Genomic DNA, 22207 nt, shown 5'->3' with positions numbered 1-22207 from the left:
ATTCCTCCTATTTTATAAAGCTTTTCATTTAGACGAATAATACTAGTAACCGATATTCCGCAAAACAGCTTCGCTTGCCTGGGGGCTTGCGCTGAGCTAACTCGGACTCGTTGCACTTCGCCCGAGTGGATCTCAGCACTTCGCTCGAAACACAGTTGGCAAGCCAACTGTGTTTCTATTCCCTTGGGCGTCTGCGCTGTTTTGCTTCATATCTCAAGAGATTTCTCTCAGCAAAGGCGCGGTTCAGGAACAGGCGAATGCCGACCGGAGCAGTAAGACGAGTGGTCTTCTCGGCTTATTGCGGGAGGCGAGGTTCGCCATACGAAGATGGCGCATCCTTTGCGACGAGCAGTGCGCAGGAGCATAATCTTTGCCATGTCCATAGCGCCAAAGCGGTATATAAGTCATTTCATTAGTTCCACGAATAAGAAAGACTACAGCATTTCAAAGACGCCTGCTGCGCCCATTCCTCCGCCGATACACATTGTAACTACGCCGAATTGTTTGCCTTGGCGTTTCAGTTCACTCAGCATACGGATTGTCAGGATGGAACCGGTTGCACCCAGTGGGTGTCCAAGTGCAATTGCTCCGCCGTTCAAGTTGACTTTATCGATGTCGATGTTCAGTTTTCTGATGACTGCAAGTGATTGTGAAGCGAAAGCTTCGTTCAATTCCCAGACATCAATATCATTGATCGATAAGCCAGCTAGTTTCAAAGCTTTCGGAATCGCTTCAATCGGACCGATTCCCATTACTTCCGGCGGCACGCCGCCTGTAGCGAAAGAACGGAATTTCGCAATCGGTTTGAGGCCGAGCGCTTCCGCTTTTTCACGTTCCATGACAAGCAATGCTCCTGCGCCGTCGGATGTCTGTGAAGAGTTCCCTGCTGTGACGGAACCGCGTGCAGAAAATGCTGCGCGCAATTTGTTCAGTGTCTGAACAGTTGTACCGTGGCGGACGCCTTCATCCATTTCAAACATGAAAGATTTTTCCTGGTATTTATTGTTTTCATCTACATATCTTTTCGTAACTTCAACAGGCACGATTTCTTCATCGAAATGCCCTTTCTCAATGGCAGCTGCCGCTTTTTCATGGGAGCGCACCGAGAAAGCGTCCTGATCTTCACGGCTGACGCCGTATTGAGTAGCTACTTGCTCAGCTGTGTGGCCCATGCTCATGTAATACTGAGGAGCTGTTTCAGCTAATTTCGCGTTTGGACGGATGACATTCCCCATCATCGGCACCATACTCATCGATTCAACACCGCCGGCGATGATCGCTTCAGCGTGTCCAACCATGATGCGTTCTGCTGCATAGGCGATTGTCTGCAAGCCTGAAGAACAGAAACGGTTGACTGTTACAGCCGGTGTCGTATCCGGCAAGCCTGCAAGCGCTCCGATGTTACGGGCGATGTTCATGCCCTGCTCGGCTTCCGGCATTGCACAGCCCATGATCAAATCATCTATCGGGCCGTCGTATCCGCCTGCCCGTTTTAATGTTTCCCGTACAGCGAGTGCGCCGAAATCATCCGGACGCACCGATGCAAGAGAACCTTTTTTCGCTTTTCCGACCGGTGTTCTGGCACTGGCCACGATTACTGCTTCGCGCATATTTTTTCCTCCTTTAATATCTTTCGATCAGTTGCGTAACGGTTTGCCTTTAACCAGCATATGCTGCATGCGCTGCTGCGATTTCGGCTGTGCCACTAAGCTAAGGAACGCCTGGCGTTCAAGGTCAAGCAAATATTGCTCATCGACTTTTGTGCCATAAGGAACTTTTCCTCCCGATAGGACAAACGCCAATTTCTGGGCGATTTTCAAATCGTATTCGCTGATATAGCCTGACAGGAACATACCTTCCGCTCCTAGCAATAAAGTCGCGTATCCCGGTTCACCGGTTACAGGCACTTTTTCGCGTTTAGGTGCCTTGTAGCCATTTTCATACAAGGACAATGCCGCCTGTTTCGCATCATAGATCAGATGGTCGCTGTTGACGCTGATGCCATCCACAAAGTTCAGGAAGTTATTTTCACGCGCTTCTTCCGCAGAAGTCGAAACTTTTGCCATCGCGATTGATTCGAAAACTTTGCTTGCAACATTCTGCAAGTCGAAGTCGATGCCATTCGGCATACCTTTCAAGTGTTTCATATAAAGTTCCTTGTTTCCGCCGCCGCCAGGAATCAGCCCGACGCCCGCTTCAACCAAGCCCATATAAGTTTCCATTGAAGCCTGGATATGTGCAGCTGGAAGAGCCACTTCCGCTCCGCCGCCAAGTGCCATTCCAAATGGTGCCGCTACTACAGGTTTTGAGCTGTATTTGATTTTCATCATTGCGTTCTGGAATGTTTTGATCGTGAAATCAAGTTCGAAAATATTATCGTCCTGAGCTTCCATTAAAATCATGCCGAGGTTTGCACCGACGCAGAAATTTTTGCCCTGATTACCGATGACAAGCCCTTTGTAATTCTTCTCGACTTCATCAATCGCAAAATTGATCATCTGCATGATATCAAGACCAATTGCATTTGATTGTGAATGGAACTCCAGAAGCGCAATGCCATCACCGAGGTCGATCAGGCTTGCACCTGAGTTCGATTTGATGACGCCGTGTTTTTTCTTATAGCGTTTCAAGTCGATCACTTTTTCATTGACCGGAACAGCTTCGTAATCGGAACCATTGAAGAAATGAAGATCGCCGTCAACTTCCTTGTAGAAAGTTTCGTTACCGCTGTCCAGCAGGCTTTGTGCGAAAGCAGGAACGTCATGTCCTTCTTCTTTCATTTTTGCAACAGACTTCTCAACGCCGATTGCGTCCCAGATTTCGAATGGTCCCTGGTTCCAGCCGAAGCCCCACTTCATGGCATTGTCGATAGAGACGATGTCATCGGCGATTTCGCCATTCAATTCAGCCGAGTAACGAAGAACCGGAGCCAGGATGTTCCATAATAATTCACCTGTGCGGTCATCGGCATAAACAAGCGTTTTCATCTTCGCAGAAAAACCTTTTTGTGCTTTAGCCATTTCCTGTGAAGGCGTTTTCAATTTGCCGGCAGGACGGTATTCCAAAGTTTCAGGATCCAGTTCAAGGATTTCCTTGTCTTTTTTAAAGAAGAAGCCTTGTCCGGATTTAGCGCCGATCCATCCGTTCTCAACCATTTTTTTCATGAATTCTGGAGCCTCAAATACTTTTTGCTCTTCGCCTTCAGTTTTATCGTAGACGTTTTTCGCCACGTGCATGAATGTATCGAGGCCAACTACATCCAATGTACGGAAAGTCGCCGATTTTGGACGTCCGATTAAAGGTCCGGTTACGGAATCCACTTCACCGATGGAATAGCCACGGTTCTGCATTTCACGCAGTGTAACCAATAAACCATAAGTTCCGATGCGGTTTGCGATAAAGTTAGGTGTATCTTTTGCGATGACTACCCCTTTGCCAAGAACATCTTCGCCGAAAACGGTCATGAACTCGACAACTTCAGTTGCAGTCGATGCCGCTGGAATTACTTCCAAAAGTTTCAGGTAGCGTGGCGGATTGAAGAAGTGCGTCCCCAGGAAATGCTTGCTGAAATCTTCTGAACGCCCTTCAGCCATTGCATCGATTGAGATGCCTGAAGTGTTTGAAGAAACGATTGTGCCAGGTTTTCTTACAGCATCAATTTTTTCATACAAAGATTTTTTAACATCAAGATTCTCTACGATAACTTCAACGATCCAATCAACGTCTGCGAGTTTTTCCAGATCGTCTTCCAGGTTTCCGGGTGTGATAAGGTCTAAATTCTTTTTGGCTGTCAGAGGAGCCGGTTTCTGTTTCAATAATTTCTGGATTGAAGTTGTTGCGATACGGTTGCGAACAGCATGATCTTCAAGCGTAAGGCCTTTCGCCTGTTCCGCTTCCGTCACTTCACGCGGAACGATATCTAGTAATAATACTGGAATTCCTATGTTTGCAAGATGCGCCGCAATCCCTGATCCCATGACTCCGGATCCGATTACCGCTGCTTTTCTTATTTGGTATGCCACTAGCAAACCCTCCTCATATTTTTTGAATGAATCCTCATTCATTTTTAAGCTAAAAAAAATAGAACGTTCTCTATATCCATTAGTGTAAGTTATTTTCCTTTTTTTCGCAATATTTAATCCTTAATTTTTTAACTGACAAGTTTCTTTTCTTTTCGAAAATGCTTATGAACGATACACTATAAAAGTTGAATTAAAGAACTAGCATTTAAATATCACTTCGGTGTTATGGACAAAGCTCCCACAATAAGCCGAGAAGAACACTCGCCTTATTGCTCCGCTCAGTCCTAAGCCGCACCGGCGTAAAGAAAACTCTCTAAAGATATAGAGCAAAACAGCGAAGATGTCGTGGGTGCGAAAAGGGAAAATCGTGTTCCTGCTCCGCTTCGCTGCTTTGTTCCGAAGAACATATTCTCGAAGCTGTTTTGAGAAATATCGATTAATAAAGGTTTATTAATTCAACTATTATAATATAGAAACAAAAGGAGGAATATTTTTATGAAATCCATAACTACCAATGAAGAATTTCAACAAGCTATTACAGGCGATGAGCCCGTTATCGTCAAATTCCAGGCAGGATGGTGCCCGGACTGCACACGCATGGATATGTTCATCGACCCCATCGTAGCTGAGTACAATAACTATCAATGGTTCGATCTGAACCGTGATGATTTACCTGAAATCGCTGATAAATATGAAGTCATGGGAATTCCAAGCCTTCTTATTTTCAAAAATGGCGAGAAAACAGCTCATCTCCATAGTGCAAATGCCAAATCACCTGAAGATGTTACAGACTTTTTATCAAACCAACCGGAATAGGCACATGCCTATTCTTTTTTTTTTGCAATTGACCGATGCAGCTATCATCTTCTATCAGTTTATTGCCAATGCCAAACTGTTTTTAATCTTCACGGGCATATAGGCGCATATTATTGTATACTTGAATTACCAAATTCAGTGAGGTGGCACCATGGATCTGCAGAAAGAAATAAGTGAGTTAAAAGATCTTGTGAAGTATTACGAAATGGTCATCCAGAATATGTCTGCCCCGATCATTCCATCAATCGTGCCTAAAACGATATTGATGCCGATCGCCGGCTTGATTTCAAGTGAACGATTCGAATTGATCCGCAGCAAAGCGCTTCAGCATGCGGGCGAACACCGCGAAACGGAATGTGTCATTTTTGACTTTACCGGCGTCCAATCTGAGGATATCCAGACCTTCGACTACAACGAACTGGCGAATGAGTTGACGGCGTTGAACAGCGGATTAAAACTGATGGGGCTGCGACCGATCTATGTGGGATTCAATCCCCGTTTTGTCCGTGAAATAGTCCATGCCGGCATTCAAGTGGATCTGGAAGTTTACCAGACATTCCGTGCAGCTTTAAAAGAATTGCTGGATGAAAAGAAAGAAAGCCTTTCTTAATAATGAGTTAAATTGAGTTTGGAGGCGAACATCTTGAAAATCCTTCTCCCGTTCAAAGGAATGTCCCAGTACGATGAAGCGATTGACAGCCCTATACGCGGCTCTGCCTGTGGTCCTGTCACTGCAGCCGCCATTTTCAATTATCACGAAAATGAACCCTTGGGCATCAACGATGTTTACCGGCTGCTTGGTACTACACGAATCGGCCTTTTCACATGGCGGCTTGTGCGGAATTTCCACAAGATAGCCGGCAGCCAATACGCCATCCAAAAAACCCGCTCCATATCTGAGGTGAAACGCGAACTGTTGAATGGCAGGCCATTGGCGATGAAATTTGACCGCTACTTCACGTTCCGCTGGTTTTCAAAACCGATGTTCAATTATCATTGGGTTCCACTTATCGGCTTTGAAGATAAGGGCGATGATGTGATCCTCTATTTTCATGACAACGGAAAAAGAAACCGCCCGAGTAAAGTCCGGACGGTCTCTTATAATGAACAACGCTCTGTATTGAGATTTGTAAAAATCATTCCGAGAAAATCGGGATGATTTTTTTATTAGTTAGTAATAATTTAGAAACCGATATTTCACAAAACTGCTTCGCTTTCCAAAAACCGTGCTCCTGCATCGCTGCGCTAGCTTCGTCGCAAAGAGCCGGCCACACTACCTTCGGCCAACTCTTGGCTTGCGCTGAGCTAACTCGGACTCGTTCCACTTCGCCCGAGTGGATCTCAGCACTTCGCTCGAAACGGAGTTGGAAAGCCAACTCCGTTTCTACTCACCTGGGAGTCTTCGCTGTTTTGTTCCATATCTCTAATTGCCTTCTCTAAATAGCGTTGCATAATAGGATACAATAAACATTTTCAGTAAATTGATTTAAGCAAATTATATTTCCTTATTGCTTATAAACTCTTTTCAAGCTGCCTGGCCAAAAGGTTCAGTTGCTGATCTTCACAAATGCGGATATGTTCTTCGGTGTATTGCTGAACCATAATTTTATCAAGCGGAATATCAAGTTCAATGTCACATTTGATGACTGCAAGTTCCTTGGATAACATGAGCATTTCTTTGTTTTCTTCAATCTTTTTCTTCTGTGCGGGCTTAAGTTCATCAATTGCAGAAAGCACGCCGTCAGTTGAACCGTATTTTTGTATCAGCTGCAAAGCTGTCTTAGGTCCGATTCCTTTGACACCCGGGTAACCATCACTCGCGTCCCCCATGAACGCTTTGACATCTGCAAACTGATTCGGTTCGATGCCATACTCTTCCCTGAACCTGACATCCGTGTAGACATCATATATATGAAAACCTTTCTTCATGAAAGCGATTTTCACTGAGGGTTTGAGCAATTGCAGCATATCCTTATCGCCAGTGATAATGGTGAAATCCACTTCGTCTTGCCATTGTTTCGTAAAGGAACCGATGAAATCATCCGCTTCGATGCCCTTTTCCCCGAAGTTCTGCCAACCCAATTGCTCCGAAATGTTTTTTGCCATATCGAATTGATGCAGCATGTCTTCCGGTGGTGCCGGACGATTGGCTTTATAGCCATCAAACATCTCTGTGCGGAAAGTGTGGGCACCCATGTCCCAGCATACCGCCATATGTGTCGGTTTCATCATCGTCTTAGCAGCAAGTACATGACGGGTGAAGCCCTGGACGCCATTTGTCGCAAGTCCATCTGTTGTTCTGAAATATTGGCCGACTGCAGAAGTCGCGAAGAAAGAACGGAACAATAAAGCCATTCCATCTACCAATAATACGTGCGGTTTTTCCATAACAATAATTCCTCCATTCAATTGATCCCATACCTTATTATACGCTCTTAAACAGAAAAAAACCGCCTGATCGGCGGTTTTATCCCGTTATAACAGTCAGTATAGCTCCCCTTAAATAAAGATGGAAATTTACTGACTGTTAAAACCTGATTAGATGAACTGGCATTCAATGAGGTTTTCCATTAAAACAGTTTCTCTTTATCGTTTGCGTTTAATTGCTTTGTATTCCAGATTCAATGCTTTGTAGAACGAGCCCATCATCAATAACATGATAAAGGAGAATGGGAATGCCGCAATGATCAAAGCTGTCTGAAGCGCATCCAGTCCGCCGGCTGACAGAAGGATGACTGCAATCGACGACTGCGCGACTCCCCAAGTCAGTTTGACGGCATTTGCCGGATGCAATGAACCGTTTGTTGTCTGCATCCCCAGAACAAATGTCGCAGAATCGGCAGATGTAATGAAGAAAGTCGTCACCAGTAAAATGGCGATGATCGACAGGATGACGCCAAGCGGTATTTCATTGAATACGCCGAACAGAACTTCGGATGTCAGTAATCCGGTTAAATCAACACCGCTGTTTTGCACATCAATCGCTGTTGAACCGAATGCTGCAAACCAGATGAAGCTGATCAATGTCGGTATCATCAATACACCGAACAAGAACTGGCGGATGGTGCGTCCTTTGGAAACACGTGCGATAAAGATTCCCACGAACGGCGCCCAAGAAATCCACCATGCCCAATAGAAGATGGTCCAGCCGTCGATCCATGCCCGGTTCTCTCCATCGATAGGCGCTGCACGGAAACTCATTTTAACTAAATTCTGGAAATATGCACCCAAACTTTCGGTGAACATGTTCATGATAAGCAAAGTCGGCCCCAAAATGATGACCAGTACAAGCAGAGTGATTGCAAGCACCATATTCGTATTTGAAAGATACTTGATCCCTTTACTCAACCCGCTCCAAGCAGAAATCATGAATAAGATCGTCACCACTGCAATGATGATCAATTGGACCACAAAGTTATCGCCTGGGATTCCATCAATCAGGAAAGCGAGTCCTTCATTGATTTGGATTGTCCCGAATCCTAATGTCGTCGCAACACCGACCGCTGTAGCAAATACGGCAATGACATCAACAAGTGTGCCAAGCGGACCGTTCATGCGATCACCGAACAACGGTTTCAAAGTTGCAGAAATCAGGCCAGGTTCACCTTTTCGGAATTGGAAATAAGCAAGCGGCAGAGCAACTACAGCATAAATTGCCCAAGCGTGTATCCCCCAGTGGAAGAATGTAAATCGTATCGATTCACGGAAGGCTTCATTGCTTCCAGGTTCGGCGGTAGCCGGATCGATTGCAAAGTGGGATAACGGTTCAGCCGCTCCCCAGAATACCAGCCCGATCCCCATACCCGCTGAAAAGAGCATGGCAACCCATGTAGCAAATGAAAACTCGGGTTTATCGGTGTCTTTCCCCAATTTGATCTGCCCCATCGGACTGATCAGGAAGAACAGACAGAATAGAACCATGACAGAAACGATCAATAAATAATACCAGCCGAATGAAGTTGTCAGGAATCCTTCAATGTTACCTGTGACTTCCGCAAAATTTTCCGGCGCCATCGCTCCGTATGCTACTGCAAGCAACACAAGCGCCAGTGCTATCCAAAAAACATTGGTAACTTTTTTCATATTATTGTCCCCCTTTTCAATTCTCTGTTTAGTCGATTGATCATTTCACAGCCGTACCAATCGAAACAGAATCTCAGATTTATTCAACAATATTCAAGACTACGGAAAATAGAACTTGAAGTCAAGCGATGCAAACAAGCTCTAAAGAACTGTTGAATTATGTATACATCTTTATGAGTCCACTGTATTAATTACCCTAAACATTTTCTATCAAAACCCATTGATTCCAGTCTTCTCACACAGACTGTATACACCTTTATGCGTTTCAAAATTTTTTAACCTCTTCATAATTCCACTCTGATCATATAACGGGAATGGGCGATTGACAGGCCTTTCCGGCCAGTTTCTTTCTCAAAAATTCTTTTTATGTTTATGAGTCCTTCTTTTTCCACAGCAGAAATGAGATTCAACGACTGGCCAAAACAGCCATATCGGATTACATCCAATGGCTCATGAAGTTATTCTGTCGTTTCGATGATTTCAATGTCTGCTTTAGTGAATGAGCATGGATACAAATAAGCCTTTTGGCTGTCCCCGAGCTGCTGGTACCATTGGAGGGAATGCGGCTCAAGCCATTCCGGATGCTTTCTGGAGTTGTAAAGCAAACTTGCACCTCCTTATATCTTTGAACGATTTTATCGATAATTCAACTATATACATTGCCTTGTCAAAATTCCATCTGATGCCGCTGTCTTCTTGTATAATGAAATGAGAGATATCCATAGACCCGCCAACCGGAGGCTTGCACATGCAAAAACGTGAAATTAACACGCAATCAGGAAAAGTAAGTTATATCGAATATGGGATGTGGCTAAGCCTGCCATCGTTTGTCTGCACGGTCTTGCGGGAAATGGTTTCTATAGTTTTGCGGAACTGGCTGACCGGTTAAGAGATGATTTCCATCTCATCATTTTGGATCTGCCGGGTCACGGGAAAACAAAACCTCTGCCGAATGAAGAAGACTATCTGTTTTCAAATCTGGCGAAGTGGCTGCACTATGTTCTTACTCATATTATACAAAAACCTTATATTGTCATGGGCCATTCCTGGGGAACGGATGTTGCATTGCATTTCACTCGTCAATTCCCTGATGAGGTTCAGGGATTGATCCTGCTTGGTGGCGCATTTACGTTTCCACAAAACCAGCCGGAAATGACTTTTGACTATGCCTATTCGGGATGGAGCAACTATATGGATGGATCAATTTATCAAACTGAAGCCGATATTTTTAATGAATATCGAAATTTCACCCAAGATTGGAATGACCGGAAAGAACAATATGTCCGCTCTATTTTTACAAAAAGCCGTGACGGCCAATACAGATTGATTGCGTCGAAGCACACAGCCCTGTCCATCATCAAAGCTTTTTTCGAAGAGCCTTTTACTGATGCCTATCCCTATATACAAGTTCCCGTCATCCTGATCCGTGCAGAACTGCCGAAGGAATTGAACGAAGCAAGGAATAAAGGAATCGTTCAAATGAAAGAGTCGATCGAGGATGTGACAGTCTTTTCAATTCCTGAGTCTGCCCATCTGCTCCAATGGGATCATCCCCATCAAGCAGCAGCAATAATTACAAGTTGGGTCGGTGAACAAAATTAATCAGGAGAAAATAATAAAAGACACGGCCGCTTCCATTTCGGAACACAGTCGTGCCTTTTATTCGTGACAGTAATATTAATCGTCCATCCCCATCGATTTTTTATAAGCCTGTAAGTAGCCGATTTCAGACGGACTGCCCATTTGCGGAGCACTCATCGCCCGGTGCCAATGCGGATAAATCGGTGTAGGTCGCGCGACTGACTCGATCTTATCATGCTCTTCTTTCGTCAGCTGAATGTCAAAAGATGCAATATTTTCTCTCAGCTGCTCTTCATTTCGCGCTGCAATGACAATCGGTCCGACGTTCGGGCGGTCCTTGACCCATGAGTAAGCGATTTGCGGCACGGAGGCATTGTGATTCTTAGCTACTTCCTCCAGCGCGTCAATCACCTGGTAAAGCCGCTCCTGGTCCATCACCCAAGGCTCCGGCCATCCGCCGCCTTGACGCGTATCTTCCGGTGCTTCCTTATCCCTGCCGATTTTGCCGTTCAATAATCCTTCACCAAGCGGACTCCAGATCATGGAACCGACACCCAATTCGGTACCTGCCGGCAGCAGTTCATACTCCGCTTCACGCGCTTCCGGCGTATAATAGATCTGCTGTGTAATTGGCGGAATAAACCCGGCCAGTTTTGCATAAGTATGCGTTTTTGCAAGCGCCCAGCCGCTGTAATTTGAAACACCCCAGTGACGGATCTTGCCTGATTTCACCAGGCTGTCCATCGTCTCGACCGTCTCTTCGACCGGCGTCTGCCCGTCCCATAAATGCACAAAATATAAATCCAGATAATCCGTGCCGAGACGCTCCAATGACTGATCAATGGAAGTCAGGATGTTATTGCGTGAAGCTCCCTGGCCATTCGGATTTTCACCCAGAGGAAATCCCGTTTTTGATGTCAGAAGCACTTCGTCCCGTCGTCCTTTGATCGCCGAACCCAGAACTTTTTCCGCATCTCCCTGCGAGTATAAATTTGCAGTATCAAACATATTAATGCCCGCTTCCAGAGATATGTCCACCATCCGCCGCGCTTCATCTTCCTTCACGTTGCCCGCTGCTTCAAAACCGTTTGTTCCACTGAAAGGAATGGTTCCCAGTATATATTTAGGAACCCGGAGACCTGAGTTGCCAAGATAAATATATTCCATCGAATCCTCCTCAAAATGTCTATTTACTATTTGTTGACAGTAGTTATCTACCCGCCATTTTGATCACTAAAACAGAATAGATTATTTTGGGATGAGTCTGCTCACGATAAATCAAATTACCTTGTACCATATCTCCACCTGTCTGCCCGTCTCGACCGTTTTTATTTTTTCCAGTTCAATCTCAAGGTCATCCAGATGTTCGAAAAAACGGAGCCCTGTTCCAAGAAGTATCGGAGCAATCGCAATCTGCAGTTCATCGACCAGTCCCGCTTTCAGCGCCTGCTGCCCTGTATTCGCGCCGAGCACCACCACGTCTTTGTCACCGGCTGAGGCTTTTGCCTGGCGTATGGCATTCTCGATTCCGTCGGTGACAAAAGTAATTGTCAACTTGTCGTTTTCTTTCGGATGCCTGGCAGGCGGATGATGAGTCAATATATACAACGCCACTTGAGACTCATAATTATCTGCATAAGCATCCGTGTCTTCCGTGCTCTCAAAACTATTGCGACCCATTACAACCGCTCCGGTATTGCCCATCGCCGCATTGATTTCGTCGTTCGGCTCAAAACTGGCGTACAATTTACCCAAACTTCCGTGCCGATCATTGATGAACCCATCAACCGACATGATCATGCCCCAGATTACTTTTGCCATTTTGCTTCCCTCCTATTTTGATGAAAGTTTTGCTTCTGATGATTACAATTCCTTCTATATAAGAAGAGTTCCTGCTTTTCGTTGAAATGAAAAAACGCCAAAACCCTTTTAAAGGTTTTGGCGTTCTTATGTAGCTCCATAAAATCTATGGAGACGGCGGGAGTCGAACCCGCGTCCAGAAATTCAGCTACTTGAGCATCTACGCGTGTAGCTTATCGATTTGAGTTTCGCGCAGCACTATGCCGATAAGCAGGCGTCATGTGCGCTAACTTGAAAATCTCCTGCCGGCAGCTCAAGTTGCACTGCCGACCGTATCCCACTAAAGTTGAGCTCTACATAGCCACATGGGCGATGGATACATAGAGCAGATCCGAGCTTACGCTGCGAATGCTAGGTTTTGGTTTGTTTTGCCAGTTGTTATAAGTGCGTTGATGACGAAGCCGACCCTCCGACGCGCAACCCAAGCCCTGGCCATCCCTGTCGAATCCGTAACGTCCCCTCATTATAAGAAGACACGGAGAGAGTATGACTCAATCGTGCTTGTGTTATAAACCCATTATAAGGCAAAGAAGGTCAGACTTCAAGCCTAACGGCTGCGCTCTTTCATCGCACGGTCAATTTCCCGTTTGGCGTCTTTCTTCTTCAGATCTTCACGCTTATCATAGTTTTTCTTACCTTTACCCACACCAATCAGGACTTTGGCGAAACCGTCCTTCAAATACATCTTCAAAGGGACGATCGTGACCCCTTGCTCTTTCGAATGGGATTCCAGTTCCCGGATCTGTTTTTTATGCAGCAGCAGTTTCCGTGATCGTGTCGGGTCGTGATTGAAGATATTCCCTTGCTCATACGGACTGATGTGCATATTGGAAATCCACGCTTCCCCGCCGCGTATTCGGACGAAAGCATCCTTCAACTGCACTTTGCCGTTTCTTGCAGACTTGATTTCCGTGCCTTGCAGCACAATCCCGGCTTCCATCGTTTCTTCAATAAAATAATCAAAGCCGGCTTTTTTGTTCTGGGCAATTACATTGCCTGATCCTTTTGCCATTGATTCCACCTCAAATTAGTTGAAAAGAGCGGCCCGTGAGCCGCTCCTTGCTCATTTCTTTTTGCGCTTATTCTTCTTCGCTGCGCCTTCATAGAATTTCTTTTTCGGATTCTTGCCCTTGCGGGTCGGTCCTCCGTCTTGTTTCTTGCCATCACGCCCTACTTTGCCTCCGCCTTCTTTTTTGGAAGCACGGATGACTTTCGGCGCGTCTTTTCTTGTGCGGCGGACATTTTGCGTCATGCCGACAATTTCAAAATCGATAGCCGATTCTTCCGGTTTGACACCGATGACTTTGATCTCCACTTCATCGCCGATTCGGAACTGGCGGTTGCTGCGTTCACCGATCATCATCATCTGGCGGTCATCGAAACGGTAAAAATCATCCGTCATATTGGAAACATGGACCAGCCCTTCAATTGTATTCGGCAATTCAATGAACAAACCGAAGTTGGTCACAGAAGAAACGATTCCTGTAAATTCTTCACCGATCTTATCGGCCATGAACTGGGTTTTCTTCAAAGCGTCTGTATCGCGCTCAGCTTCCACCGCGCGTCTTTCACGCTCAGAAGTATGCGTCGCTATATCATCCATATTGGCTTCCCAGTGCATCAGCGTCGATTTCGAAAGGTCTTTCTCAATCAGATATGTGCGGATCAGCCGGTGGATGATCAAATCCGGGTAACGGCGGATCGGAGATGTGAAGTGGGTATAGAATTCAGTCGACAGACCGAAATGCCCAAGACTTTCCGCTGAATACTTCGCCTGCTGCATCGAACGGAGCAGCATCGTCGATATAACCGGTTCTTCCGGTGTGCCTTCAATCGATTCCACGATTTCCTGCAGGGCACGGGGATGGATTTCATTGCCGGTACCTTTTACAACGATACCAAAATTCGTTACGAATTCAAAGAATCGCTGGAGTTTTTCAGGCTTCGGATCTTCGTGGATCCGGTAAAGGGACGGCACTTCCATGTGATGGAAATGTTCCGCCACTGTTTCGTTGGCCGCCAGCATGAACTCTTCGATCAAGCGCTCTGCAACCGTACGCTCGCGAACGACTACATCCGTCGGGTTGCCGTCTTCATCAACCAATACTTTCGATTCTTTAAAATCAAAATCGATGGCGCCACGGCGCATGCGTTTGTCACGAAGGATGCTTGCCAATTCCTTCATCAATTCGAACATCGGCACCAATTCACTGTACTTCTCTTTCAATTCCTGGTTGTCCTGTTCCAGAATTTCGTATACATCCGTATACGTCATGCGTGCTGAAGTCCGGATGACACTCTGGAAGATTTCATGCGAAATTACTTCGCCCTGGTCATTGAAAATCATTTCGCAGGATAAGGTCAGACGGTCGACCTGCGGGTTCAAAGAACAGATCCCATTTGAAAGGCGATGGGGAATCATCGGAATCACGCGGTCAGTCAAATATACGCTCGTCGCGCGGTCATAGGCTTCACGGTCCATTTCTGAACCTTCCGTAATATAATGGCTGACGTCGGCAATATGGACGCCGAGTTTATACGTGCCATCTTCCATTTTCACCACTTGAACAGCATCATCCAAATCTTTTGCGTCTGCACCGTCAATTGTGACGATCTGTTCATTGCGCAAATCTCTTCTGTCATTTATATCTTCAGGATCGATTTCATCAGGGACTGCATTTGCTTCATCCAATACAGCCGGCGGAAACTCAACTTCGATGCCATGTTTATGGATGATCGAAAGGATATCGACACCGGGATCATTCTTGTGTCCGAGAATCTGCTTGACCATTCCGGTAGCCGACTTTCTGCCTTCCGGCCAGCCTGTGATTTCCACGACCACTTTATGGCCGTCAATCGCACCGAGTGTATCATCTTTGGCAATGAAAATATCCATATTCATCTTTTTATCATCTGAAATGACAAAACCGAAGCCACGGTTGTCCTGGAAAGTTCCGACAACTTGAGTAGTGCCGCGTTCCAAAATGCGGATGATGGCACCTTCACGGCGATCTCCTCCTGATGACTCAGAAATCCTCACCATGACTCTGTCTCCGTTAATCGCGCCGTTGACTTCTGTCGGCGGGATGAAGATATCATCCTGTCCAGCTTCATCATAAGCTACAAAACCGAAGCCTCTTGGATGGCCGATGAATTTTCCGCTCATCAGGTTCATGCGTTCAGGGACCCCATAACGATTGGCGCGTGAACGCACCAATAATCCTTTTTCTTCTAATTTAACTAAAGTTTTTACCAGCTCTTTAAACTCATCAGCATCTTCAAACCCGAATTGCTCTTCAATCTCTTGAACAGTCAGGGGTTTATAAGCATCTTCTCGCATAAAAGCCAATAAACGCTGGTCCAATGACATCTCATTATTTCCCATTAAATTTCCTCCTTCTGGCGTTCTCACACGCTCCAATCGAGCGATTCGAGAAATTCCAAAACATCTTCATGCAATTGTTCTTTTTCTTTATCAAGGGTGATTACATGCCCTGATTTCTCGTACCACTTAATCTTTTTATCAAACGATTCAACTGAATCATAGATGATATTAGCTGAATCGGTATCAATAACGTTATCCAACGAACCCTGCACGACAAATGTCGGTGCATAGACATGATCCGCATGCTTCCGAACATCCTGCACCAAATCGCGCAAGTCTGAAAGAGACGGCATGCCATGTTCACGCAAGCCCTGTATTTCTTCTTCGATAACATCGTCTTCTTTTCCTTCAAGCTTTTTGTAATTACGGGCATAATTGATAACCCCTTCAAACAGAAGGTCTGTCGTTTTCATGATCATCGGTGAGCACATCGTAAATATGCCCTTCACAGGGAATGTATACCCTGCTTTCAGTGATAATACGCCGCCGAGCGACAATCCACCGACTGCAATTTCCGTATAGCCTTCATCTTTCAGTTGCTGGTAAGCCTGTTCAACTTCCCGCCACCAGCCTTCCGGTCCGCTTTTCACTAATTTTTCAGGCTCCACTCCGTGCCCTTCCAAATGTGGGGCAATAGATGTATACCCTTTCTTTTCAAGAAAACGCCCAAGCATCCGCACATCAGCGGAATTGCCGGTAAAGCCGTGAAGCAGCAGTACCGCCCGTGGTCCTGCTTTGAAGAAAAATGGTTTTGGCGGTGTAATCCTCATGCAAATCCCTCCAGAAATTAATATCAATATTCTGATTTACGTCCCAGGCGGACGCCGCGGAGAGCGGCCTGAGCCTCCTCATTCGCTTCGCTCACTGTGGGGTCTCAGGACACGCTCTTATTCCCGCAGGAAACGGTTTGCGCTTGCGCAAATCGTTTGCGACGAAGCAGCATAGCGATGCAGAAGCACCTCTTTGCCCTTCGCCACCTTCCACTACAATCAAAGAAAATAACATGTCTATTCAATTTATATATATAGTTTAGATATGGAGCAAAACAGCGAAGACTCCCAGGGGATCAGAACTGGAGTTGGCTTTCCAACTCCAGTTCGAGCGAAGTGCTGAGATCCACTCGGACGAAGTGAAACGAGTACGAGTTAGCTCAGCGCAAGCCCCCAGGAACGCGGAGCTGTTTTGCGGAATATCGGTATATAACGTTTTATAGTAATTTATAAAAGAAAACGCCCAACCAGTTTATTGGTCAGGCGATTTAGTCATCTACATTATACTTTCGTTACGGCGATAGCCAAAATAAAGAATAAGGCAGCAAGTACAATCGTTACACGATGAAGGACAAGATCAAGTCCCCGTGCTTTTTGCTTGCCGAAAAGTTGCTCAGCTCCACCGGAGATGGCTCCTGAAAGACCTGCACTTTTACCTGATTGTAATAATACGACAACGATTAATGCGAGCGATACGATGACGAGTAATGTCATTAACAACGTATGCATAAATTCCACCTCCTGAATAAAACCTTCACAACAAGAATAAGTTTACCAAAAATTGCGACCTATGACAATAGCAATAGAAAAAAGAGGCAATGCCTCTTTTGTTCTATTTATTCAAGTTGTAGAAAGTTTTCACGCCGAGGTATTTAGCAGTATCGTGCAATTGATCTTCGATGCGCAATAATTGGTTGTATTTCGCAACGCGGTCCGTACGTGACGGAGCACCTGTCTTGATTTGTCCGGCATTTGTCGCAACAGCGATGTCCGCAATTGTTACATCTTCAGATTCACCTGAACGGTGGCTGATGACAGCAGTATAGCCAGCGCGCTTAGCCATTTCGATTGCATCGAAGGTTTCAGTCAATGTACCGATTTGATTTACTTTGATCAGGATTGAGTTGCCGATTCCCTGCTCGATTCCTTGAGCGAGTTTCTTCGTGTTCGTTACGAACAAGTCATCTCCGACCAACTGTACTTTTTCACCAATGCGGTCCGTCAATAATTTAAAGCCGTCCCAGTCATTTTCATCCAAACCGTCTTCGATTGAAACGATCGGGTATTTGTTTGCAAGCTCTTCGTACCAGTCGACCATTTCAGCTGAAGTTTTCGTCGTATTGTCACCGGCAAGAGTGTAAATGCCTTTTTCTTTATTGTAGATTTCAGAAGCCGCTACATCCATTGCAAGAAGTACATCTTCCCCTGGCTTATAACCGGCTTTTTCGATTGCTGTCATGATTGTTTCCAAAGCTTCTTCGTTCGAACCAAGGTTCGGTGCGAAGCCGCCTTCATCACCAACAGAAGTGTTATAGCCTTTTTCTTTCAATACCGTTTTCAGGTTATGGAAGATTTCAGCTCCCATGCGCAGTGCATGGCGGAAAGATTCAGCTCCAACCGGCATAACCATGAATTCCTGGATGTCCACGTTATTGTCGGCATGTTCGCCGCCATTTAAGATGTTCATCATTGGAACCGGCAATTGCTTCGCGTTGAATCCTCCAAGATATTGATAAAGCGGAAGGTCCAGATAATCTGCTGCTGCATGGGCTACAGCCATGGAGACGCCAAGAATTGCGTTGGCTCCCAGACGGCCCTTGTTTTCAGTGCCATCCAGTTCAATCAATGCCTGGTCGATGGAAACCTGATCCAAAACGGAGTAGTTCCCTTCAAGTTCTTCAGCAATTTCATTGTTTACATGTTCAACTGCTTTCAGAACACCTTTGCCCAAGTAACGGCCTTTGTCGCCGTCACGTAATTCTACTGCTTCGTGTTCACCAGTAGATGCACCGGATGGTACGATTGCGCGTCCAAAAGCGCCGCTTTCAGTGAAAACTTCAACTTCTACTGTCGGATTCCCACGTGAGTCAAGAACTTCGCGTGCTAAAATATCTGTAATGATTGGCAATATAAACAGCTCCCTTTAAAATAGTGATTTTCCGGTCATTTCTGCCGGTTGTTCGATATCCAGTAATTTCAATACGGTTGGCGCGAGGTCGGCCAGAATGCCGTCCGTTCTCAGTTCTAAACCTGATCTGGTCACGATGACCGGCACCTGATTGGTTGTGTGCGCCGTCATCGGCAAGCCCTCAATCGTCAGCACCTCATCGGAGTTACCATGATCGGCAGTAACAATTGCCGTTCCGCCTTTTGCGCGCAATGCTTCGATGATTCGTCCGAGACATTCATCCACAGCTTCAATTGCCTGGATGGTCGGCTCCAATAATCCGCTGTGCCCGACCATATCCGGATTGGCAAAGTTAAGGATGATTGCATCATGAGCCTCTGCTTCTATTTTTTCGACAAGTTTGTCAGTGACTTCATATGCGCTCATTTCCGGTTGCAGATCGTATGTCGCCACCTTAGGTGAATCCACAAGAATCCGTTCTTCACCTGGGAATACATTCTCCCTGCCACCGCTCATGAAGAAGGTGACATGAGGATATTTTTCAGTTTCCGCAATTCTTAATTGCGTCAGCCCGTTCGCTGAAATCACTTCTCCCAACGTGTTTTCAAGATTGAGTGATTCAAAAGCGATCCTTGTCGGCAGGACATCACTATAGGAAGTGAATGACACAAACGTCAAGTCAATGGGGTGGTTTGGACTCAATGGGAAGCCGTTAAATTCATTTGTGATCAATGTCGATGTCAGCTGAATTGCACGGTCCGGCCTGAAATTGAAGAAAATCAAAGAGTCTTCCGATCTGATTGTCGCTACAGGTTCGCCGTTTTCTTCTATATAAAACGGCACTACGAATTCGTCCATTACTCCCTGATCATAAGATTGAACGACTCCTTCACTTGCAGTGGAAGCATTAAGTCCGGTGCCATCCACTAATACACGATAGGCAACTTCTGCACGGTCCCAGCGTTTATCACGGTCCATGGCATAATAGCGGCCGCTGATCGATGCGAATTTACCTACACCGATTTCAGCCATTCTTTCTTCCGTTCTTTCGATGTACTGCAATGCGGTTTGCGGCCCGACATCGCGGCCATCCAGGAATCCATGTACATAAACTTCTTCAAGCCCCTGCTGTTTGGCCAGTTCCAATAAAGCGAAAAGGTGTTCATAATGGCTGTGAACGCCTCCGTCTGACAGTAAGCCCATCAGATGGAGGGCTGATCCGTTCGACTTCGCTTTGGCGATAGCTTCCAGAAATGCTGTATTCTGAAAGAAATCCCCATCCCTGATCGATTTATTGATACGGGTCAGGTTTTGATAGACGATTCTTCCTGCGCCGATATTCAAGTGTCCCACTTCCGAATTCCCCATTTGGCCATCCGGCAGACCGACCGCTTCGCCTGAAGCAGTCAACAGTTCATGCGGATAATTATTCCATAGTTTATCGAAATTCGGCTTTTTAGCCTGAGCCACTGCGTTGCCGAACGTTTCTTTTCGGCAGCCGAAGCCATCCAGGATGATCAAAGCCACCGGGTTTTCCGTATTACGCATTTGCACCAGCCTCCAATAATTTGAGGAACGACTCAGTTTCGAGACTTGCTCCTCCAACCAAAGCACCGTCAATATGCTCCATATTCAAAAGTTCTTCAATATTCGCCGGTTTAACGCTGCCGCCGTATTGGATGCGGATTGCACCAGCTGTTTCTTCATCGTAAATGGATTCGATCTTGTTGCGGATCACGCCGCATACATCGTTGGCGTCTTCTGATGTAGCGGTTTTACCCGTGCCAATCGCCCAGATCGGTTCGTACGCGATCACCAGTTCAGCAACTTGTTCAGCGGATAATTGAGCCACGCCTTTTTCCACTTGCGCTTCCACTACATTGCCGGTATCGCCGTTGTCGCGTTGTTCAAGCGATTCACCGACACATAAAATCGGTTTCAAACCGAACTCAAAAGCCGATAGTACTTTCTTGTTCGCCGATTCATCAGTTTCATTGAAGTATTGACGGCGTTCCGAGTGGCCGATAATAACATATTCCACACCCAGATCTTTTAATTGCACAGGGCTGATCTCTCCGGTAAACGCCCCTTCTTTTTCTGCATGCATTGTTTGTGCGCCGATTTTCAAATCCGTGTTTTCAGCGGCTTCCACTAAACCTTGAAGAAATAAAGCAGGTGCACAGATAACGGCATCAACTTTGTCAGCCGATGGAACTGCTGTTTTTACTTCCTCTGCGAACGCTTTTGCTTCAGCAGCTGTTTTATACATTTTCCAGTTTCCAGCGATAATCGGTTTTCTCAAACAGACACTCCCTTTCTGATTTTCGAACTGACTATTGTAAAAAAATTTTATTTTTTATCAGTTAATGCAGTGACACCAGGCAATTCCTTGCCTTCCATGAATTCAAGCGATGCTCCGCCGCCTGTCGAGATATGGTCCATCTTGTCAGCTACATTGAACTTTTCAACTGCGGCTGCGGAATCTCCGCCGCCGATGACTGTGTATGCTTCTGTTTCAGCCATGGCCTCAGCAACCGAACGTGTGCCGTTTGCGAATGGCTCCATTTCGAAAACTCCCATCGGCCCATTCCAGATGACCAATTTCGAATTCTTGATGACATCCGCATATAATTTTGCGGTTTCAGGTCCGATATCAAGACCCATCCAATCTGAAGGGATCTCTTCAATCTTCACTTGTTTGGTTTCCGCGTCTTTTGAAAACTCGTCTGCAACTGTAGCATCGACAGGCAGATAGAATTTCACGCCTTTTTCTTCAGCCTTTTGGATGAAAGATCGTGCCAGCTCCAATTTATCTTCTTCCACGAGCGAATTGCCGATTTCATGGCCTTGCGCTTTGATGAATGTGTATGACAAGCCGCCGCCGATCAAAAGATTATCCACTTTATCCAATAAATGATCGATGACACCAATTTTATCTTTCACTTTAGCTCCGCCAATAATAGCGGTAAATGGCCGTTCTGGTTCAGACAATGCTTTTCCAAGCACGTCCAGTTCTTTTTCAAGCAAAAGTCCTGAAACGGAAGGAAGATGTTTTGCAATGCCTGCTGTAGAAGCGTGCGCACGGTGTGCTGCTCCGAAAGCGTCATTCACAAACACGTCTGCGAGTTCAGCAAAGGATTTTGCCAACGTATCGTCGTTCTTTTCTTCACCTGCATGGAAACGGACATTTTCCAAAAGGATAATGTCGCCTTGCTGCATTTCCCCAATTTCTTTTTCAACCGACTCCCCGATTGATTCTTTCAGGCTTTTCACTTCTTTATGTAGCAATTCACTTAACCGCGATCCGGCCGCGGCCAGCCTCATTTCCTCATTGACTTCGCCTTTTGGGCGCCCCAAATGGCTTGCCAATATCACTTTCGCCCCATTTTCAACCAAATATTCGATGGTCGGAACAGCTGCCCGGATCCGTGTATCATCCGTCACTTCTCCGTCTTTCATCGGTACGTTGAAATCGACGCGGCAAAATACGCGCTTTCCTTTCAAATCCAAATCTTTCATGGTCATTTTCTGCAGCATGAAAATACCTCCTATTTGTATTCAA

The 22207-nt window shown here is 45.8% G+C and carries 19 protein-coding genes and 1 other RNA gene; 4 read left to right on the top strand and 16 right to left on the bottom strand.

Annotation, left to right across the window (positions count from 1 at the left end; genetic code table 11):
* Positions 1 to 434: 434 nt before the first annotated feature.
* Positions 435 to 1610: an acetyl-CoA C-acetyltransferase gene (locus tag CXF70_RS14835; protein ID WP_101803311.1), complete on the bottom strand. Its 1176-nt coding sequence runs from the start codon at positions 1608 to 1610 to the stop codon at positions 435 to 437.
* Between the two features lie 27 nt (positions 1611 to 1637).
* Positions 1638 to 4022 (bottom strand): 3-hydroxyacyl-CoA dehydrogenase/enoyl-CoA hydratase family protein, encoded by a 2385-nt coding sequence (locus CXF70_RS14830; RefSeq protein WP_101803310.1) that lies wholly within the window; start codon positions 4020 to 4022, stop codon positions 1638 to 1640.
* Positions 4023 to 4511: 489 nt separating this feature from the next.
* Between CXF70_RS14830 and CXF70_RS14825 the strand changes: the two genes are divergently transcribed.
* From CXF70_RS14825 to CXF70_RS14815, 3 genes are all read left to right on the top strand, one after another.
* Positions 4512 to 4838 (top strand): thioredoxin family protein, encoded by a 327-nt coding sequence (locus tag CXF70_RS14825; protein ID WP_425595417.1) that lies wholly within the window; start codon positions 4512 to 4514, stop codon positions 4836 to 4838.
* A gap of 151 nt (positions 4839 to 4989) precedes the next feature.
* Complete coding sequence (locus tag CXF70_RS14820) at positions 4990 to 5448, top strand: STAS domain-containing protein (RefSeq protein WP_101803308.1); 459 nt, start codon at positions 4990 to 4992, stop codon at positions 5446 to 5448.
* 33 nt (positions 5449 to 5481) lie between these two features.
* The gene (locus CXF70_RS14815) at positions 5482 to 5997 is read left to right on the top strand and encodes a C39 family peptidase (protein WP_084242622.1); all 516 of its coding nucleotides are present in this window, start codon (positions 5482 to 5484) and stop codon (positions 5995 to 5997) included.
* 353 nt (positions 5998 to 6350) lie between these two features.
* On the opposite strand, the gene CXF70_RS14805 is transcribed toward CXF70_RS14815, so the two are convergent.
* From CXF70_RS14805 to CXF70_RS18260, 3 genes are all read right to left on the bottom strand, one after another.
* Positions 6351 to 7226, bottom strand: coding sequence for a 5'-3' exonuclease (locus tag CXF70_RS14805; RefSeq protein WP_101803306.1), 876 nt, complete (start codon positions 7224 to 7226; stop codon positions 6351 to 6353).
* A 198-nt stretch (positions 7227 to 7424) separates the two neighbouring features.
* Entirely contained in the window at positions 7425 to 8921 is a 1497-nt protein-coding gene (locus CXF70_RS14800) for a glycine betaine uptake BCCT transporter (protein WP_101803305.1), read from the bottom strand.
* 458 nt (positions 8922 to 9379) lie between these two features.
* Positions 9380 to 9526, bottom strand: coding sequence for a hypothetical protein (locus tag CXF70_RS18260; RefSeq protein WP_158241205.1), 147 nt, complete (start codon positions 9524 to 9526; stop codon positions 9380 to 9382).
* Between the two features lie 202 nt (positions 9527 to 9728).
* Between CXF70_RS18260 and CXF70_RS14795 the strand changes: the two genes are divergently transcribed.
* Positions 9729 to 10523 (top strand): alpha/beta fold hydrolase, encoded by a 795-nt coding sequence (locus CXF70_RS14795; protein ID WP_233208654.1) that lies wholly within the window; start codon positions 9729 to 9731, stop codon positions 10521 to 10523.
* 75 nt (positions 10524 to 10598) lie between these two features.
* Here CXF70_RS14795 and CXF70_RS14790 read toward each other — a convergent pair whose 3' ends face one another.
* From CXF70_RS14790 to CXF70_RS14740, 11 genes are all read right to left on the bottom strand, one after another.
* On the bottom strand, positions 10599 to 11669 hold the full coding sequence (locus CXF70_RS14790; RefSeq protein ID WP_101803304.1) for an aldo/keto reductase: 1071 nt from the start codon (positions 11667 to 11669) through the stop codon (positions 10599 to 10601).
* 111 nt (positions 11670 to 11780) lie between these two features.
* The gene (locus CXF70_RS14785) at positions 11781 to 12323 is read right to left on the bottom strand and encodes a dihydrofolate reductase family protein (protein WP_101803303.1); all 543 of its coding nucleotides are present in this window, start codon (positions 12321 to 12323) and stop codon (positions 11781 to 11783) included.
* A 145-nt stretch (positions 12324 to 12468) separates the two neighbouring features.
* Positions 12469 to 12822, bottom strand: a transfer-messenger RNA (tmRNA) gene (ssrA, locus tag CXF70_RS14780).
* A gap of 87 nt (positions 12823 to 12909) precedes the next feature.
* Positions 12910 to 13374, bottom strand: coding sequence for an SsrA-binding protein SmpB (gene smpB / locus CXF70_RS14775; protein ID WP_101803302.1), 465 nt, complete (start codon positions 13372 to 13374; stop codon positions 12910 to 12912).
* A 51-nt stretch (positions 13375 to 13425) separates the two neighbouring features.
* Complete coding sequence (gene rnr / locus CXF70_RS14770) at positions 13426 to 15747, bottom strand: ribonuclease R (protein ID WP_101803301.1); 2322 nt, start codon at positions 15745 to 15747, stop codon at positions 13426 to 13428.
* Between the two features lie 23 nt (positions 15748 to 15770).
* Positions 15771 to 16517, bottom strand: coding sequence for an alpha/beta hydrolase (locus CXF70_RS14765; protein ID WP_101803300.1), 747 nt, complete (start codon positions 16515 to 16517; stop codon positions 15771 to 15773).
* 501 nt (positions 16518 to 17018) lie between these two features.
* Positions 17019 to 17246 carry a preprotein translocase subunit SecG gene (gene secG, locus CXF70_RS14760; RefSeq protein WP_008429540.1) on the bottom strand — a complete coding sequence of 76 codons (228 nt, stop codon included), beginning with the start codon at positions 17244 to 17246 and terminating at the stop codon, positions 17019 to 17021.
* 103 nt (positions 17247 to 17349) lie between these two features.
* Entirely contained in the window at positions 17350 to 18645 is a 1296-nt protein-coding gene (gene eno, locus CXF70_RS14755; protein WP_084242526.1) for a phosphopyruvate hydratase, read from the bottom strand.
* 15 nt (positions 18646 to 18660) lie between these two features.
* The gene (gpmI, locus tag CXF70_RS14750; protein ID WP_101803299.1) at positions 18661 to 20193 is read right to left on the bottom strand and encodes a 2,3-bisphosphoglycerate-independent phosphoglycerate mutase; all 1533 of its coding nucleotides are present in this window, start codon (positions 20191 to 20193) and stop codon (positions 18661 to 18663) included.
* The gene (gene tpiA, locus CXF70_RS14745) at positions 20186 to 20947 is read right to left on the bottom strand and encodes a triose-phosphate isomerase (protein ID WP_101803298.1); all 762 of its coding nucleotides are present in this window, start codon (positions 20945 to 20947) and stop codon (positions 20186 to 20188) included. The genes gpmI and tpiA overlap by 8 nt, the downstream gene beginning before the upstream one ends.
* 47 nt (positions 20948 to 20994) lie before the next feature.
* Positions 20995 to 22179: a phosphoglycerate kinase gene (locus CXF70_RS14740; RefSeq protein ID WP_199172845.1), complete on the bottom strand. Its 1185-nt coding sequence runs from the start codon at positions 22177 to 22179 to the stop codon at positions 20995 to 20997.
* Positions 22180 to 22207 lie beyond the last annotated feature (28 nt).

Source organism: Planomicrobium sp. MB-3u-38 (assembly GCF_002836425.1).
Classification (GTDB): domain Bacteria; phylum Bacillota; class Bacilli; order Bacillales_A; family Planococcaceae; genus Planococcus; species Planococcus okeanokoites.
The sequence above is the reverse complement of the archived record's forward strand: the minus strand, read 5'-3'. Positions and strand labels throughout refer to the sequence as shown.

Excerpts from the sequence above, each read along its gene's own strand:
- CXF70_RS14785 (WP_101803303.1), bottom strand. The coding sequence starts at position 12,323 with ATGGCAAAAGTAATCTGGGGCATGATCATGTCGGTTGATGGGTTCATC.
- CXF70_RS14805 (WP_101803306.1), bottom strand. The coding sequence starts at position 7,226 with ATGGAAAAACCGCACGTATTATTGGTAGATGGAATGGCTTTATTGTTC.
- CXF70_RS14820 (WP_101803308.1), top strand. The coding sequence starts at position 4,990 with ATGGATCTGCAGAAAGAAATAAGTGAGTTAAAAGATCTTGTGAAGTAT.
- CXF70_RS14835 (WP_101803311.1), bottom strand. The coding sequence starts at position 1,610 with ATGCGCGAAGCAGTAATCGTGGCCAGTGCCAGAACACCGGTCGGAAAA.
- rnr (WP_101803301.1), bottom strand. The coding sequence starts at position 15,747 with ATGGGAAATAATGAGATGTCATTGGACCAGCGTTTATTGGCTTTTATG.
- gpmI (WP_101803299.1), bottom strand. The coding sequence starts at position 20,193 with ATGCGTAATACGGAAAACCCGGTGGCTTTGATCATCCTGGATGGCTTC.
- secG (WP_008429540.1), bottom strand. The coding sequence starts at position 17,246 with ATGCATACGTTGTTAATGACATTACTCGTCATCGTATCGCTCGCATTA.
- smpB (WP_101803302.1), bottom strand. The coding sequence starts at position 13,374 with ATGGCAAAAGGATCAGGCAATGTAATTGCCCAGAACAAAAAAGCCGGC.
- CXF70_RS14800 (WP_101803305.1), bottom strand. The coding sequence starts at position 8,921 with ATGAAAAAAGTTACCAATGTTTTTTGGATAGCACTGGCGCTTGTGTTG.
- CXF70_RS14790 (WP_101803304.1), bottom strand. The coding sequence starts at position 11,669 with ATGGAATATATTTATCTTGGCAACTCAGGTCTCCGGGTTCCTAAATAT.
- CXF70_RS14765 (WP_101803300.1), bottom strand. The coding sequence starts at position 16,517 with ATGAGGATTACACCGCCAAAACCATTTTTCTTCAAAGCAGGACCACGG.